The sequence below is a fragment of the Sorangium sp. So ce426 genome, from assembly GCF_051475585.1.
GTDB lineage: Bacteria > Myxococcota_A > Polyangia > Polyangiales > Polyangiaceae > Sorangium > Sorangium cellulosum_B.
On the sequence record NZ_CP150341.1, the window covers coordinates 7575726 to 7592807 of the forward strand.

A 17082-nucleotide genomic window follows, 5' to 3' on the forward strand; every position below is an offset into this window, starting at 1 on the left:
GTTGAAACCCGGAGAATTTTCACAGGGAGGCGGGGAGGCGGGGAGGAAGAAGAAAATGAATTTCTCCCTCTTGCCGTCTCTCGCTCCCCGCCTCCCCGTGAAAATTCCTGCTCTTTCTTGTGGTTTCAACCCGTTTGTCGCTCTAGCCTCTACCCTCGATGCGGCTCTCCGCCGCTGAAAGGCGGCGGCCCCATTGAAGCGCCAGCAGGTCGCGCGTCCTGCGCGCGAGCGCTCCGCTCTCCGCCGCTGAAAGGCGGCGGCCCCATTGAAGCGTATTCATCCGATGCCTCCGCGCCGATGTCTGCTCCCTCTCCGCCGCTGAAAGGCGGCGGCCCCATTGATGCCGGCCAGGGTAGAGGAGGTTCGTGTCGCCTCTGGTCCACCTCTCCGCCGCTGAAAGGCGGCGACCCCATTGAAGCGATGCCTGCTGTGGGGCAGCGGTGGGGTTGGTGGTCCTCTCCGCCGCTGAAAGGCGGCGGCCTCATTGAAGCTCACCAGCCCGCGAGGCGACATCATAGAGGCGCTCGGCCCTTTCCACCGCTGAAAGGCGGCCCGACGGAAGAATGGTCGTCGGCCTCATCGACAATCGACGCATCGCCCCCGCTCCGCCGCGTCTCCGCTCGGCGTCGAGGGCCCCGAACACGAAGCGTCGCCCTTCCTGCCATGGTCGAGCCCGCCGGCCATGACGCCCGAGCAGGTCACCCCGACCCCCCTGCGCGCCCGCGCCGCCCAGCGCCCCGCACCGCTCCGACCTCCTGCCACCATCGGCCACGCTCCCGCCCCACCCCTCGGTGCCAGCCCCCGTCGATTTTGTGACGATCCCGAGAAATCCCCGCAATTCCATGCATGAGCCTTCTCTCTCCCCTCCCGCCCCCTCCCGACGACCTCGTCCAGCACAGCACCTGGACGTCCATGCACGCGACCGCCGTCCACGTCCTCCCGGGGATGCTCCGCTACCTCGGCGTCGCCGAGAACGACATCGACGACCTGTCCCAGGAGGTCCTCCTCGGCGCCTACACGAGCCTCCGCCGGTACAACCCTGCCTATCCCGCCCCGGCGGGCGGCTCTGCCGCACCGCCGCCGGCCGCCTCGCCGCTTCTCCAGTACCTCGCGTCCGCCGTGGCAGCTGCCGCCGCGGACACCACCCAGGAGCAGCAGGAGCAGGACGACCCCGCGTCGCTCCCTCCGCCGGCGCCGCGCAATCCCCCTCGGCCATCGCGCCCGCACGGCCTCGGCCCGCGCTGGCGAGCCGAGTCCAGCTGGCTCTTCGGGATCGCCTGGCGAAAGGTCCGGCGCCATCTGGAGCGCGCCTACCGGCGCCTCGAGGTGCCGGTGGGCCTCGCGGATGAGGCGTACTTCGAGGGCACCAGCGTCGCGCCGAGCAGCGAGCAGCGCATCGCCACGAACCAGCGGATCGCGATCGCGACCCGGCTGCTGGCGACGATCGCACCCGAACGGCGCGCCATCCTGATCTTGGCCGATGTGGTCGAGGTCCCGGTGCGCGACATCGCGCGCTCCCTCGGGCTCAACGAGAACACCGCTGCAAGCCGGCTGCGCCTCGCGCGCGAAGACTACCGCACCGCCGTGAAGCGCCTGCGCGCCGAGGAGCAGCACGCGCTCCGCTCCGGCCTGATCATGTTCCCGCTCGTCTCCCTCTCCCTCACCTCCTCGCGCTCCGCCGTCGCGTCGCCGGCCGCCCACTCCGGCGCGCCCGCCAGGATCGATGCGAACCCACCCGCGACCCGTCCCGAGCCCCCGAGCGATCTCGGACGCCAGGACCTCGCGGATCGACCCGGGCGCGCCGCTCGCCGCGCGCGCCCGCTCGGTCGGTTTTTGCGCCCGGCGCTCGCCCGGTTCATCGGCCTGGCGCTGGCGTTGGCGACGGCAGGCGTCGGCGGCGCCGCGCTGTTCGCCGCGCTCACGCCGGCGCGTGCCCTCTGGGCCCACCGCCTGGGCCCGATCGCGACACCGTTCCTCCGCTTGCGTGCCGTCCCCCCCGATGCGCGACCGGAGACCGGTCCCGATGGGCGGCCGCGCTCCGACGCGCCGCGATCCGACGCTCCGCGCTCCGATGCGCCGCGATCCGATGCACCGCGCGCCGATGCACCGCGATCCGACGCGATCTCGGATAAGGCAGCTCCACCCCCTCGTGCACCCACGCCCGCGCCGGCAAATGCCTTCCGCCAGCGCAAGCCCGCCGCGCCGGAGCAGCGCGCTCCCTCCGACCAGGATCGAGAGCCGCTCGCCGACGAGCTGCAGCTGCTCGACGCCGCCAGGCAGGCGCTGTTGCAAGGCGACAGGGCGACCGCGCTGGAGCGCATCGCCGCCCACGAGCGACGGTTCCCCGAGGGGCAGCTCAAGCTGATGCGCGAGCGCCTGCGAACGAAGGCGGTGGCGGCGCAGGCGACGCCGGCCGGCGGCGCGGCGGGGCAGAAGCTTCCGTGACCGCACGGACGATGCACGTGCGCCGGACATCGCACGACGAGAGCACGAGCATGAAGCGGGCGGCCCGCGCGGCGCTCGCCTCGATGGCCGCGGGCGCAATGTCCGTGGTTGGCGTCACGCCGGTCCGTGCCGAGCCCACGCCCACGCCGCTCCGGGTGCGGATCGAGTTCATCCGCGGGCCAGGCGCCGAGGATTGCCCGGACGAGCCGTTCCTGCGCGCGGAGACGGCCCGGGCGATGGGCGGGGTCGACCCCTATGATGCGGAGGCTCCGTTCACGATGACGGCATCCATCGAGCGCCGGCACGGCAAGCTCGCCGCATCGCTGTTCCTCCGCGATGGCGACGGTCACGGACGCTGGGCCGACGGGTTCAGCGCGCGCGACGACTGCAAGGTGCTCGTCACCGCCATGTCGGTCTCCACCCTCACGACGGATGTCGTCTTCTGTCTGGACCGCCGGAGCTTGTTCGCGTGCGGCCTCGCCGAGCTCGGCGTACGCCATACGGTCGCCGCTGTTCCGCTCAACACGACATCACGGCTGAATCTCCGCGCCGGATTCGGTGCACGGGCGAGTATCGAGTGGCCTCTCTCAGAAAATTGTTCAGCCCGAGCACACACGGATGTCGTTCATCCCGTGACCCCCGCCGCCATCCTTCGCCACCCAGGCGATCCTGAGCCCGAGCGCCCTGTCTGGAGCGCTCCTGCTGTCACCGTGGCACTCGGCGTCGGTCTACAGGCGAGCTTCTGAGCGTGATTCGACAGTGAACGCTGCAGAACGCGCCGACAAATTGAAACGGAAAGAGAAATTCCTCTCGCTTCAGGGAATGGTGTTCATGAGAATCGTCACACGTCATCGGCCTTGTGCTGGAGAATGGCGTTCAAGTAAGGTTTCAGCCATGCGCACGGCACGATTCGTCCTTCCAGGGCTGCTGCTCATCGCTGGCTGCGAGGTAGGGCCCACCATCATCACGGGCCCCTGCTCACCCAAAGAGAAGGAGCTGGGTTATTGCTCGGGGGCCACCACCGGCAGCCAGGGCGCCGCCGGCGGTGAAGGCGGCGCCGGCGGCCAGGGCGCCGCCGGCGGTGAGGGCGGCGCCGGCGGACAGGGCGGCGCCGGCGGCGACATGCACAGCTCGCTGTGCTCCGGCCAGTGCACCCCGCCTGCGCCGCTCGGCTGGTTCGGCCCGGCGCTGCTCTGGTTCGGCCCAGCCGAAGCCGTCCCCGACTGCCCCGCCGACGCACCGACGCTCGGCTACGAAGGCTTCGCCGATCTCCAGCAGCCGCCGCTCGACTGCGCAAACTGCGCGTGTGATCCGCCCGAGGCCTCGTGCGCGCTCCCCACCGGCTGGGCCGCGTCCTCGTCCGCCTCGTGCCCCGGCGACGAGCCGGGCGCCGTGATGACCTCCTTCGCCGCGCCCGACGGCTGGGACGGCGCGTGCACCGCGGCGAACCCGATCCCCGAGGATCAGCGCTGCGACGGCGAGCCCTGCGTGCAGTCGCTCACGATCGCGGCGCCCTCGGTCACGACAGGCGCGTGCACACCGCGCACCGACGCCCCGCCGCCCGTCCCCATTCTGGATCCGTGGGCGACGCGGGCCAGGGCGTGCCTCGCCGGCGCGTACAGCGCGTGCGAGGACGCGACGACGTGCGTGCCAGCGGCGCCGTCGGGCTTCCTGACCTGCGTCTACCACGAGGGCGACGGCGCTAGCTGTCCGGAGGGGTACGCCGTCAGGCACGTCTTCTTCGAGGACGTGATCGACGGCCGCGAGTGCACCCCCTGCGGCTGCGGCGACCCGACCGGCGCCTCATGCACCCTCATGGCGTCCGTGTTCCGCGACGCCGCCTGCACGGACCTGCTCGCGTCGAGCCTCGTCAGCTCCAGCGTCCCGTTCTGCGTCGTGACGCCTCCGGGCGTCGGCCTGGGGAGCAAGTCGGCCCTGATCGCGGATGTCGAGCCGGGCGCGTGCGCGCCGCACGGCGGCGAGCCCGTGGGCGAGCTCCAGGCGAGCGCGCCATCGACCTTCTGCTGCACGGCCTGAGCGGGGCGTTCCCGGAAATCTGAAGCGCGAAGCATCGTCGAGCAGGGCGTGGATTCGCACGGTGACCCTGCGCCCGGCGAGAGGGTCGGCGGGGGCGCCGACGTGCTGCGAAGTGTGTGACACCTGGAGCCATGGATCGGGAATACATACGATGGACGCCGTGAGGCCGTGAGGATTGAGACTTCGTGAGCGTTCTCCACGCTCCACGGCTCCAAGCGAACAACCGGGATAGGACCGATGGATAATTCACCGAGATATAACGCAGTCACCTCAACGCGCCGCGACGCCCGGCGCTCCTCGTCCGCGCGGCCCGAGCCGAGGCACGGTCGCTCACGACGAGCTCCCCTCCTCGCCGCGGCGATCGCGCTGCTCACCAGCGCGCCGGGGCGCCCCGCGCTGGCCGCGGACAAGGCGCCCGAGGGGCGATGGGTCGCCGGATGGCACAGCAGCCCGACGCCCGGCGGCACGTTCAACTCGCAGGATTGTCCGTCGGACGTCGGCCTCGCCGAACAGACGGTCCGGAACATCGTCCGCGTGAGCGCCGGCGGGAGCTCGGTGCGCGTGCGCATCTCCAACGCCGGCGGCAGCGAGCCGCTCAAGGTGGGCTCGGCGTCGGTCGCGCTCTCGGCCGGTGGAGCCGCCACGGTCGCGGGGAGCTCCCTGCCGCTGCGCTTCGGAGGCCAGACCTCGATCCTCATCGCCGCGGGCGGCGAGGCGGTGAGCGACCCCGTGGCGCTGAAGGTCCAGCCGCTGCAGGCGCTGGCGGTGAACGTCTACCTTCCGGGCAAGACCGGGCCGATCACGCAACACTACTTTGCGGCACAGGACAACTTCCTCGCTCCGGGCAACCGGACAGGGAACGGCGCCGACAAGCAGTTCACACGGAAGATCTCGTGCTGGATGGCGGTGTCCGGCGTCGACGTCAAGGCCTCGCCGGACGTCGTCGGCACCCTGATCACGCTCGGTGATTCGATCACGGATGGATACCTGTCGACAAAGAACGACAACCATCGCTACCCCGATTACCTCGCGCAGCGCCTCGCCAGCCGGAAGGGGCCGACCCTCGCCGTGGCGAACGCCGGGATCATCGGGAACGAGCTGCTCACCGTCCGTCCCCAGCTCCAGTTCGGGTATCCGGTCCCTGCCCGCCTCGCGCGCGACGTGCTGACCCAGCCCGGCGCCCGCGCGATCATCCTGCTGGCAGGGATCAACGACATCGGCGACCGCTCCGCCAAGGCCGCGGATCTGATCCCGGCGATCCAGCAGATCATCCAGTCTGCCCGCGCCGCCGGGCTCAAGATCTACGGCGGCACCCTGGTGCCGTTCGCCGGCTCGAACGGCACCTACAAAGGTGACTACGGGACCGCCAAGGGCGAGCAGGAGCGGCAGAAGCTGAACACCTGGATCCGCACGGGCGGCGCCTTCGACGGGGTGGTCGACTTCGACAAGGCCCTGCGCGATCCGGCCGATCCGAGCCGCCTGCTCCCGGCCTACGACGCGGACAAGCTGCACCCGAACGACGCCGGGTATCAGGCGATGGCGAACGCCGTGGACCTGGACGCGATCATCAACGCCGTCGTCAAAGCGACCTCCCCGTAACCAAGGGCGGCGGCGATCCACCGCGATCGCGCGCGCCCCGCGGCGCTCGCGGTGGCTCGTCGCTCGCCGCCGTCCTCCGCTGCCACGCCGAGCGCGGCGAATCCGCCCGAGGTGCGCGTCCCAGATCCCCCCGCAGCGCTCGCATTCGAGCCCCCGCGCACCCGTGCGCCCGTGCGTTCGACGGGGCGAGCATCGAAGATGCGATGATTGTCTGTCGGCCTCATCAATGATAAGTGACTTTATCATGCCCGTCCGCGCGCCGATCAAGCCGCCCGAGACGAACGAGATTGTCCTGGTCGGAGGTCATCCGGGCGTGAAAGGCCGGTCCCACGCGTCGAGGAAGGCGAGGGAAGATGAGCTCTGACGACGGCGATCAAGGGGACTACAGGAAGCTCGCCAACGCGCTGCCTCAGATCATCTGGACGTGCGACGCCGAGGGACGCCTGGATTGGGTCAACGATCGATGGACGGAGCTCACCGGCCTCGGCCGCGAGGAGTCGCTCCGGGACAAGGGCGCGCTCGCCGCCGTGCACCCCGACGATCGGGCGCACGTGCAGCGGTGCTTCGCCGAGGCCCTCTCCACCTCCAGCACCTGCGAGATGCAATACCGGCTCCGCACCCGGGCGGGCGTCTATCGCTTCCACCTCGGCCGGGTGGTGCCGATTCGTGGCGACGACGGCAAGATCACGCGATGGGTGGCCGCCGTGTTCGACATGCATGATCAAAAGGAGGCCGAAGCGCTCGCGCGAGCGCGCGCAGACGAGCTCGCGGTGCTGATGGATGCCGTCCCGGCCGCGGTGCTCGTCGCCCGCGACCCGGGCTGCAAGGAGCTGCACGGCAACCGCGCCTTGCACGCGCTCCTCGGGAGCGATCCGGGGCAGAACCTGGCACGGACGGCCCTGGGCGCGGGAAACGACGCGGTAGACGACCGCGGCTTCAAGGTGCTCGTCGACGGCGTGAGCCTGCCCCCGGGGGAGCTGCCCCTCCAGCGGGCGGCGCGCGGCGACGAGGTGACGCCCCACGAGATCGTGCTCGAGTTCCCGGACGGGCGCGCGATCCACCTGTACGGCGGGGCGGTGGCGCTGCGCGAGCCGAGCGGCGAGCCGCGCGGCGCGATCAGCGCGCTCGTCGACGTGACGCGGCTCAAGGAGACAGAGGCTCGGCTCCACGAGGTGGCGCGCCAGAAGGACGAGTTTCTGGCGCTCCTGTCCCACGAGCTCCGCAATCCGCTCGCCCCCATCCTCACGGCGGTCCAGCTGATGGAGCTGCGCGGCAACGTCGCGACGCCGCGCGAACGCGAGGTGATCGCGCGCCAGGCACAGCACCTGATACGGCTCGTCGACGACCTGCTCGACGTCGCGCGGGTGGCGCGCGGCAAGGTCACGCTCTCGAAGAAGTGGCTCGAGCTGGCGAGGGTCGTGGAGCAGGCGGTCGAGGCGACGGAGCCGCTCCTGGCCCAGCGAAGACACGAGCTCACCCTGTCGGTGCCCACCGAGGGCCTCGCGATCGAGGGCGACGAGGTCCGCCTCACCCAGGTGGTCAACAACCTGCTCACGAACGCCGCGCGCTACACCCCGCCCGGAGGCCACATCGAGGTGACCGCCCGCCGCGAGGGCGGCGATGTCGTGCTGCGCGTCCGGGACGACGGCGAGGGCATCGACTCGAGCCTGCTGCCCCACGTGTTCGAGATGTTCGTGCAAGGGGAACGTGGCTCGGACCGAGCCCTGGGCGGGCTCGGCCTCGGGCTGTCCCTCGTGCGAACGCTGACGATGATGCACGGGGGCGTCGTGAGCGCGAACAGCGCCGGCGTCGGTCGAGGCAGCGAGTTCACGGTGCGTCTTCCAGCGGCGGCGGCCCCGCCCTCGGCGGCGCCCGAGGCGCGCTCGCCTCCATCGCGGCCGCCGCAGACGCGGCGCCGGCGCGTCCTGGTCGTGGACGACAACCGAGACGGCGCCGAGCTGATCGCGGAGATGTTGAGCAAGAGCGGCCACGAGGTGCGCATCGCTCACGACGCGTCACGCGCGCTGTCGCTCGTGGACGCCTTCCGGCCCCAGATCGCCATCCTCGACATCGGCTTGCCCGTGATGGACGGCTACACGCTCGGGCGCGAGCTCCACATGCGCCTCCAGGACGCCCCGCCGATCCTGATCGCCCTCAGCGGTTACGGCCAGGACAGCGACAAGCGCAGCAGCGACGCGGCGGGCTTCCGGCTGCACCTCGTCAAGCCGATCGACGCCAGGGTGCTCGTCCCGCTGCTCGACGGCCTCCCCGACGACGCCGGGGGGCGCTGAGCGCCGCTCACGCCGGGAGCGCCGTCGCCATCGCAGCGGCGAGGCCGAGCCGCGGCGCGCCCCGGCTCAAGCCACCTTTGCGGCGGAGAACGGATCCACGTACGTCGTGGCGCCGATCTGTGCCCAGGTGTCGTGGCGCCCGTCGAGGTACACCACCGGGACGCCCGTGAGATCCGCGTCGTCGAGGCAGTTCAGGTTCACGGAGCAGAACTCCCCGCCGAGCTCCGGGATGTTTCCGTGCCCGAAGACGCGGATACCGCACGTCTTGCAGAACCGGGCATGGCCGGACTCGTGCCGCGAGTAGTCGCCGAGGACCTCCTCGCCGGCGAGCAGGCGGAAGGCGCTCGGCTTCACGATGGTGCCCCACCACCTCGTCTTCGTGCAGATCGTGCAGTTGCACTGCGTCGTCCCGGCGCTCGGGTCGAAGTCGGCCTCGAAGCGGACGGCGCGGCAAGCGCAGCTGCCCTTGTAGGTCCGGATGCCGGCGGTGGTCGTTGTGTGCTCGGAAGCGGCGTTGCTCATGGGCGGTGGCTCCAGGGATGGGGGCGGGGGCCGTAGGGCTCGTCGAGACGCGCCTTCGGGCGCCTCGCCCGCGGGATGAGAGGAAGCTAGACTGGATTGCGGACAGATTCGGTCCGCAAGGAGACAGGCGGCACATGGTCCAGACGTCCGCGCGGCTGCTGAAGCTCTTGTCGCTGCTGCAATCCCGGCGCTTCTGGACGGGCGGCGAGCTGGCCCGCGAGCTCGCGATCACCGAGCGCAGCGTCCGGCGCGACGTGGACAGGCTCCGGAGCCTCGGGTACCCCGTCCACGCGGCCACCGGCATCGGCGGCGGATACCAGCTCGGCGCCGGGAAGGAGCTGCCGCCGCTGCCGCTCGAGGACGACGAGGCCGTCGCCGTCGCCGTGGGGCTGCGCGCGGCGGCGACCGGGCCCGTGAGGGGGCTGGAGGAGGCGTCGGTCCGCGCGCTCGGGAAGCTCGAGCAGGTGCTCCCCAAGCGGCTCCGGCGCAAGGTGACCGCGCTGGGCGCCGTGAGCGTGCGGCTGGGCGACGGCAGCCCCACCGTCGACGCGGACGCGCTCGCCGCCATGGCGAACGCGTGCCGCGACGCCGAGGTCCTGCGCTTCGACTACAGCAGCCACAGCGGCGCCGCGAGCACGCGCGCCGTCGAGCCGTACCGGCTCGTGCACACGAGCCGGCGCTGGTACCTGCTCGCGTACGATCTCCAGCGAGACGCCTGGCGGACGTTCCGCGTCGATCGCATCCAGGGCAGGCCGAAGGCCGCGGGCCGCTTCAAGCCGCGCCCGCTGCCCGCGGAGGACGTGGCCGCCTACGTGTCGAAGTCGGTCTCCACGGACGCCTACCCGATCCGCGCGCGCGTGACCGTACACGCCCCCGCGCAGGCCGTCTCGGAGCGCCTCTCGGGCGTGGCGGGGCGCATCGAGGCGCTGGCGCCGGACCGCTGCGTTGTCCACACCGGCGGCGGGAGCCTCGACGCGCTCGCGTTCCACCTCGGGTTCATGGGGTTCGAGTTCGAGGTGCACGAGCCCGAGGAGCTCATCGACGAGCTCCGCCGCCTGGCCGAGCGCCTCGGCCGGGCCGCGGGGCGGAGCGGAGCGGGGCAGCGAGAGAATTGAACAGGGAGGCGAGGAGACAGGGAGTATTTTGACTATTTTCCTCCCCGTCTCCCTGCCTCCCTGTGAATTTTCCGAAGAATTCGAGTGGATGCCTCGGGGTCGCGACGTCAGGTCCAGTTGCAGAACTCGAGCGAATCCGGGTCCGAGGCGACCTGGACTTCCACTTCGGAGCAGTCGACTGGCTCGTAGACGTCGAACCCCTCGCCTGGCGGCGCCGCGACGCACTTGCCGCAGCCGAACCCGGCCGGGAAGCTCTCGGACCAGTCGAACCCCTGGCCGGAGTCGTCACGCCAGACGATGACGTGCCGCGAGCTCACCCCAAGGAGCGCTGTATCGAGCACGTCGGCGTCGATCTCGCCCCCGGGCACCTGGGTGCCCGGCGCGAGGAGCATGACGAAGCCCATGCCGACACCGTTGCTGTTGAGCGCCTCGCGCGGCGGCGCCGACCCGAAGCCGACGGTGAACGTCGCGCCGGAGAGGCTCCCCTCGCCGAAGTTGAAGCCGTAGTCGGGGCTGGACGAGCTCACGATCCAGACGACGGCCACCACGGCGCCCTCTGGAGCCGCCTCCCCCGTGATCGGTCCGGTGACCGTGAATCCCCCCGCCCCGCCGCCCTCTCCCGCGCTGCCGCCCGGGCCTCCCTGCGTGTCATCGGAGCATGCGGGCAAGGCCGACATCACCCCCATCAACCCTGCGAACACCCATCGTGCGCTCTTCATATCCACCATCGAGCACGGCGCGCTCCACGACGGAAGCGAACCGCACCGTTTCCAGGGCGCAGAATCCTGCTCGATCCGCCCCGTTCACTCATGTTGAAGACCTGTTCCCTCACGCGACGCGAACAGGCTCACTCCGAGAGCGCCGCCGCGATCGTCGCGTCGAGCCCGGCGCCCCGGCCCTCGAGGAAGCGCGCATCGTCGACCGCCTCCCCCAGCGCCGCGCGCGCGGCCTCGACGCACGCCTCGAGCGCCGGCCGCTCGATGGGCGGCACCGGCGTGCCGATGGCCTCGCGGAGCGCCGCGGCGCCGCCGAGCAGGCGCGCGCCGCGCTCCGCCTTCCCCGCCCGCACCGCCGCGCACGCCAGCGCCTCCAGCACGCTCGCGGAGCGCCAGAGATCGCCGAGCTCCCGGTGCAGCCGCAGGCTCGCCCGCAGGCGCCGCTCCGCGAGGGCGAGATCGCCGCGCTCGATGGCGATGAGGCCCAGGATGTTGCTCGTCCAGGCGATCCCCTCCTTGAATTTCACCTGCCGCGACAGGCCCTCGCTCTCCTCGCAGAGGCGTGCCGCGTCGCCGAGATCCCCGCGGTAGAACGCCGCGCAGCCGAGGTAGAGCAGCGCCGTCGCGGTCCCCTCGCGATCGCCCGCGCGGCGGAGCTCCGGCAGGGCGAGGCGGCACGCGCCCTCCGCGCGCGCGGTGTCGCCCGAGAGCCACGCCGCGAAGCCCGAGTAGCCGAGCGCGCGCGCCGCCTCGAGCGTGTCGCCGCGGCGCGTGGCCAGCGCGAGGCTCTCGCCGTGCAGCGCGAGCGCGCGCTCGTAGTCGCCCTGCTCGCGGGCGACGCTCCCGAGGATCTGGATCACCGAGGCGAGCCCGCCCTCGTCCCCGAGCTCGCGGTAGAGCGTCGCGCCCCGCTCGAGCAGCGCGCGCGCCTCGCGGTAGTCGCACTGGAGGAGCGCGAGCCTCCCCGCGCCCCGGAGCGCCGAGGCCACGTGCTCGGGCGCGACGCCCGCGGCGCCCGCGAGCGCCCGGCCGAGCCACGCGCGGCCCTCCTGGTAGTGCCCGTGGATGTACCAGAACCGCGAGAGCGCGGCGGCGAGGCGCACCGCGGCGCCCGCGTCGGCCCCCGCGAGCGCGAGCTCCAGGGCGAGGCGGAGGTTGTCGTGCTCGAGATCGAGCGCCGCGAGCCACGCGGCCTGCTCGGGCCCGCAGAGCGCCTCGGCCGCGCGATCGGCGAGCTCCAGCGACAGCTCGACGAAGCGCCGGTTGCACGCCTCGGCGGCGCCCTCCTCCACGAGCCGATCGAGGCCGTACTCGCGGAGGATCGTGAGCATCTGGAACCGCGGCTCCTCGCCCGCGACCTGGAGCACGAGGCTCTTGTCGATCAGCGACTCGAGGATCCCGAGCGTGTCGAGCGCCGGATCGCGGGAGGCGCACATCTGGTCCGCCATGGCCAGCGAGAAGCCGCCCGCGAACACGGCGAGCGTGCGGAAGGCCAGCTGCTCCTCCGGATCGAGGAGGCCGTAGCTCCAGTCGATGGCGGCGCGCATGGTCTGCTGGCGCTCGGGCAGATCGCGCGCGCCGCCCGTGAGCAGGCGGAACGAGCCCGCGGGCGCGGAGGAGCGCCCGGCGGCACCGCGGTCGCCGAAGCGCGAGAGCAGCGCCGCGGGGGTGAGGACCCGGAGGCGCGACGCGGCGAGCTCGATCGCGAGCGGCAGGCCGTCGAGGCGCGCGCAGATCTCCACGATCTCCGCGGCGTTGTCGGGGCCGAGCTGGAAGCCGGGCTTGATCGCGGCGGCCCGGCGGCAGAACAGGCTCACCGCCGAGCTCGCCAGCGCGGCGTCCACCGTGACGTCGCGCGGCTCCGGCACCTCCAGCGGCGGCACGACGTAGCGCCGCTCGCCCGAGAGGTTCAGCGCGGCGCGGCTCGTCACGAGGAGCGAGAGGTGCGGGCAGCTCGCGGCGAGGTGCGCGATCGCCGGCGCCGCGGCCGTCAGGTGCTCCAGGTTGTCGAGCAAGAGCAGCAGGCGGCGGTCGCGGAGGAACTGGACCACGCGCTCGAGATCCGGCCGCGCGCCGCCCTCGCCGAGGCAGAGCGCCTGCGCGATCGCCGAGGGCACAAGCGCCGCCTCGCGCAGCGACGCGAGGGGCACGAAGCAGACGCCGCCGGGGAACGCGGGGACGAGCTCCTCGGCGACCTGGAGCGCGAGCCGGGTCTTGCCGGTGCCGCCGACGCCGGTGAGCGTGAGCAGGCCGGCCTCGGGGTCGAGCAGGAGCGCGGCGATCTCGGCGCGCTCGCGGGCGCGGCCCACGAACGGCGTGCGCTGGACCGGCAGGTTGTGGCGCGGCCGCTCGGCCTCCGGCGAGCCGAACAGGCCGAGCGGCGGCGTGCTGTAGGAGCCGGGCGGCGGCGGCGAGGTGCCGAGCGGCGGCGCGCCGTAGGAGCCGAGCGGCAGCGAGGTGCCGGCCGGCGAGGTGCCGTGGGGGCCGAGCGGTGAAGTGCCGTGGAGGCCGGGCGGTGAAGTGCCGTGGAGGCCGGGCGGTGAGGTGCCGTGGACGCCGGGCGGTGAGGTGCCGTGGAGGCCGGGCGGCGGTAAGAACCGGTCCGAGTCGCGGTGCGCGCCGCCGGGGCGCGCCTGGGGCGGGGCCTCGACCGTGCCCGCGAGCTCGATGGTGTCGGTGCTGAGCATGCCCGCGGGCACGCCACCCCCGGGCGGCGCCGGCCCGCCGGCGCCGGGCGGCTCGACGGCCGCCGAGGAGCCCTCGAGCGCTGCCCGCAGCGCGAGGCTCTGCTGGCGGACCGAAGGGAAACGCCCGGCCGGGTCGCGGTCGCACGACCGCAAGAACCACGCGTCGAACGCGGGCGGGAGCCACCGCCAGCGCGTCGACGGCGGGTAGAGCCGCATCACGAGGAGCGCCGCCATCAGCTCGGCCATGCTGTTCGCGGTCCAGTAGATGTCGCCGGTCAGGAGGCGGACGGCGATGAGGCCGATCGCCCACACGTCCGCCGCGGGGCCGATCTGGTCCGAGCGCCCTCGCGCCTGCTCGGGGGCCATGTAGATGGGCGTGCCGATCGCCGTGCCGGTGGCGGTGATCCCGCCCGACGCGCCGAGCGCGCCCGGCTCGACCGCCTTGACCAGGCCGAGATCGAGGATCTTCACGCGCTCCTGCCCGTCGTCGCCGATCGCGAGGAAGAGGTTCGCGGGCTTGAGATCGCGGTGGGAGAGGCCCCGCGCGTGGGCGAGCTCGAGGGTCTCGGCGACCTCGCCGAGCCAGCGCTGCACCTCGCCGGGCGAGCGCCTGCCCTGGGTGGTGACGATCTGCTCGAGGTCGTGGCCCCGGAGCAGCTCCATCACCAGGAAAGGGGCGTCGTCGAGCTCGCGGGCGAAGCCGGCGTCGAGCATGCGCACGAACCCGGGCGCGTCGAGGAGCCGCATGGCCCGGATCTCGCGCTCGAACCGGGAGGCCGCCGCCGTGCCGGCCGCGTGTGTCCGGAGCAGGACCTTCACCGCGACATGGCCGCCTCCGTCGAGGTCGTCGGCCATGTACACAACGCCCGCGCCGCCGCGGCCGATCTCGCTCAGGAGACGGTAGCGGCCACCAAGGACGAGCGGGCAATCCGGAGAGAACATGAGGCGGCCGCGACCGGGACGAGCTCGGGGGGCCGCGGCGCGGGCAGCTTACCACAGAGGGCGCCGATGCCCGCGCCGCCGGCGGCCTCCGCTCTGCGTCGATGTCTCGGCGCGAGGCGTCCGGGCGATGCTTTCGCGGGGCGCGCCTGCGGGAGGAGAGGGCATGTCCATGACATTGAACAACACGATTCGCCCTGGCGGTGGGCGCCACCGGACGAGCGATATCCACAGCAGCGCCGCTGACAGATCCCTTCTCGAGGAGATCATCGAATGATGCCTTCTTTTCCCATGGCGGGTCCGGTCACGGCGCCTCCGGCCCCGGGAGGACTGGACCGTTTCGGCCCTGCGCGCCCGCGCCGCGCGGAGCGCCCCCTCGCGCGGCGCATCGCCGGGGCCTCCTCGCTCGTCGGTGCGTCGGGTACCAGCTGCTCGCGTCCCTCCGGGACGGATGAGCTTGTCCCCTGCCGCGCGGCCCAGTAGCATCCGCTGCCTCGGCCCGAGCGAGCGTGTGGCCGGGACACGGAGCGACCCATGGCCCTTGCGCCCCCGCGTGACCTCGTCAACCTCGAAGCGACCATCGCATCCGGCGACGCGCTCGACGTGCGGCGCTTCCAGGTCGACGAGCGCATCTCGTCCCTCTTCGAGGTCTCCCTGACCGCCGTCTCCGAGAACCCTGACATCGACTTCGAGTCCGTGGTCGGCCAGCCGATGAGGTTCGTAGTCCGCGGCCGGCACACCCGCGCGTGGACCGGTGTCTGCAAGGATCTCCAGCAGACCGCGGTCGAGGAGCGCGGCGTGTCCACGTATCAGCTCTCGCTCGTGCCCGCGCTGTGGCTCTCGAGCCAGCGGCGCAATCACCGCATGTTCCAGCTCATGTCCGAGGTCGACATCGCGCTCGCGCTCCTCGGCGATTGGGGGGTCTCACCGAAGCTCAAGCTGAGAGACACCTACAGGAAGCGCAAGTATCGCGTCCAGTACGGCGAGAGCGATTACACCTTTCTCTGCCGCATGCTCGAGGACGCGGGCGTGAGCTTCTATTTCGACGCCGAGGACGGGGAGAGCCAGCTCGTCCTCGACGACGCCCCCCAGACGAACCCGCGGCGCGCGCCGATCGCGTTCCGCGATCACCCCACCGCTGCCGACGCCGAGCACGTCACCGAGGTCCGCATCGGCCGGGCGCTGCGCCCCGGCAGGTACACGGTGCGCGACGTCGATCACCGGCGGCCTCCCACCTACCCGCTCATCGCCAGCGCCGCGGCCTCGTCCGACGTCGAGGAGAGGCTCGAGCGGTTCCACTACGTGCCCGGCGCGTTCGTCTACGAGGGCGGCGCCGGCGAGAGCACCCCGGCCGCGGACGACAAGGGCAGATACCGGGCGGACGAGGGCGAGGGCGCCGCGCTCGCGGCGCGCCGCCTCCAGGCGAAGCGCGCGTCTGCGCGCACCGTCTCGTTCGACACGAACGCCCTCGATCCCGCGCCGGGGGCCGTCCTCTCCTTCCTCGATCACCCGAAGCGCGAGCTCGGCCCCGAGCGCCCCCTGCTCGTCGTCGCGTCGCGGCTCTCGGGCACCAGCTCGGGCGAGTGGGGCCACGCGTGCACCGCCGTGAGCGCCGAGGCCCCCTACCGGCCGCCGCTCTCCACGCCGAAGCCGAAGGCCGTCGGCGTGGAGAGCGCCACCGTGGTCGGTCCGCCGGGCGAGGAGATCCACGTCGACGAGTTCGGCCGCGTGCGCGTGCACTTCCACTGGGACCGGGAGAGCACGATGGACGACGGCTCGTCGTGCTGGATCCCCGTGAGCCAACCCTGGGGCGGCGCCGGCTACGGGGGCACCAACCTGCCGCGCGTCGGCCAGGAGGTGATCGTCGACTTCCTCGGCGCCGATCCGGACCGGCCGGTCATCGTCGGCCGCGTCTACACGCGCCTCCAGCAGACGCCGTACAGGCTGCCGGACAACAAGACGCAGAGCGGCATCAAGACCAACTCGACCACCGGCACCGGCGGCTACAACGAGCTCATGTTCGAGGACGCCGCCGGCAGGGAGCTCCTCCGGATGCAGGCGGAGCGCGACCTCGACAAGCTCGTCAAGCACGACGAGACGGTCAGGATCGGCAACGACCGCGTGAAGCAGGTCGGCCACGACGACACGCTCACCGTCGGCCACGACCGGAGCCGCAACGTCGGCAACGACGAGACCGTGCACGTCGGCCGCGACGAGTCGCGCGTGGTCGGCGGGGACCGCTCCCGCTCGGTCGGCAACGACGAGTCGGTGACGATCCGCAACAACCGCTCGAAGACGATCGGCGGCAACGAGGACGCGGACATCGCCGGCAACCAGAGCCAGGTGGTCGGCATGAACAGGACCTCGCAGGTCGGCGGCAGCCAGGGCGTCCAGATCGGCGCCGACGCTTCCATGAGCGTGGGCAAGAGCATGAGCGTGGAGGTCGCGCTCTCCAAGGCCGAGACCGTCGGGATCAGCTCCTCCGAGTCGGTCGGCAGCGCCAAGGCGCTCACGGTCGGCCAGCGCTACGAGGTCACCGCCGGCAAGACGATGCTCGTGCAGGTCGGCGACGCCTACGACCTCACCTGCGGCGCCAGCGCGATCCACGTCGACGCCGCCGGCAACGTCACGATCACCGCCGGCGACGTCGCGATCAAGGCGAGCGGGCCGGTGCTCGTCGAGGCCGGCGGCACGGTCAAGGTGCAGGGGGGCACCGTCAACATCAACTGAC

General features: G+C 72.2%; 10 protein-coding genes. 7 read left to right on the forward strand and 3 right to left on the reverse strand.

Going from position 1 to position 17082, the window contains the following annotated elements; translation table 11 throughout:
* The first annotated feature begins 846 nt into the window (after window positions 1-846).
* From WMF44_RS28120 to WMF44_RS28140, 5 genes are all read left to right on the forward strand, one after another.
* Complete coding sequence (locus WMF44_RS28120) at window positions 847-2445, forward strand: sigma factor-like helix-turn-helix DNA-binding protein (protein WP_437293124.1); 1599 nt, start codon at window positions 847-849, stop codon at window positions 2443-2445.
* A 50-nt stretch (window positions 2446-2495) separates the two neighbouring features.
* Entirely contained in the window at window positions 2496-3191 is a 696-nt protein-coding gene (locus WMF44_RS28125) for a hypothetical protein (RefSeq protein ID WP_437293125.1), read from the forward strand.
* 148 nt (window positions 3192-3339) lie between these two features.
* Complete coding sequence (locus tag WMF44_RS28130; RefSeq protein WP_437293126.1) at window positions 3340-4482, forward strand: hypothetical protein; 1143 nt, start codon at window positions 3340-3342, stop codon at window positions 4480-4482.
* Window positions 4483-4719: 237 nt separating this feature from the next.
* Complete coding sequence (locus tag WMF44_RS28135) at window positions 4720-6081, forward strand: SGNH/GDSL hydrolase family protein (protein ID WP_437293127.1); 1362 nt, start codon at window positions 4720-4722, stop codon at window positions 6079-6081.
* Window positions 6082-6434: 353 nt separating this feature from the next.
* On the forward strand, window positions 6435-8372 hold the full coding sequence (locus WMF44_RS28140) for a PAS domain-containing hybrid sensor histidine kinase/response regulator (protein WP_437293128.1): 1938 nt from the start codon (window positions 6435-6437) through the stop codon (window positions 8370-8372).
* A gap of 66 nt (window positions 8373-8438) precedes the next feature.
* Here the strand turns inward: WMF44_RS28140 and WMF44_RS28145 are convergent, their stop codons facing one another.
* Window positions 8439-8894, reverse strand: coding sequence for a GFA family protein (locus WMF44_RS28145; protein WP_437293129.1), 456 nt, complete (start codon window positions 8892-8894; stop codon window positions 8439-8441).
* A gap of 134 nt (window positions 8895-9028) precedes the next feature.
* Here WMF44_RS28145 and WMF44_RS28150 point away from each other — a divergent pair, with 134 nt between their 5' ends.
* Window positions 9029-10009, forward strand: coding sequence for a helix-turn-helix transcriptional regulator (locus WMF44_RS28150; protein WP_437293130.1), 981 nt, complete (start codon window positions 9029-9031; stop codon window positions 10007-10009).
* Window positions 10010-10116: 107 nt separating this feature from the next.
* On the opposite strand, the gene WMF44_RS28155 is transcribed toward WMF44_RS28150, so the two are convergent.
* Together WMF44_RS28155 and WMF44_RS28160 are read right to left on the reverse strand one after the other, a co-directional pair.
* Window positions 10117-10728: a hypothetical protein gene (locus WMF44_RS28155; RefSeq protein WP_437293131.1), complete on the reverse strand. Its 612-nt coding sequence runs from the start codon at window positions 10726-10728 to the stop codon at window positions 10117-10119.
* A 128-nt stretch (window positions 10729-10856) separates the two neighbouring features.
* On the reverse strand, window positions 10857-14354 hold the full coding sequence (locus WMF44_RS28160) for a protein kinase domain-containing protein (protein WP_437293132.1): 3498 nt from the start codon (window positions 14352-14354) through the stop codon (window positions 10857-10859).
* Between the two features lie 531 nt (window positions 14355-14885).
* Here WMF44_RS28160 and WMF44_RS28165 point away from each other — a divergent pair.
* Window positions 14886-17081, forward strand: a complete 2196-nt coding sequence (locus WMF44_RS28165) for a type VI secretion system Vgr family protein (RefSeq protein ID WP_437293133.1) — start codon at window positions 14886-14888, stop codon at window positions 17079-17081.
* The last annotated feature ends 1 nt before the right edge of the window (window position 17082 follow it).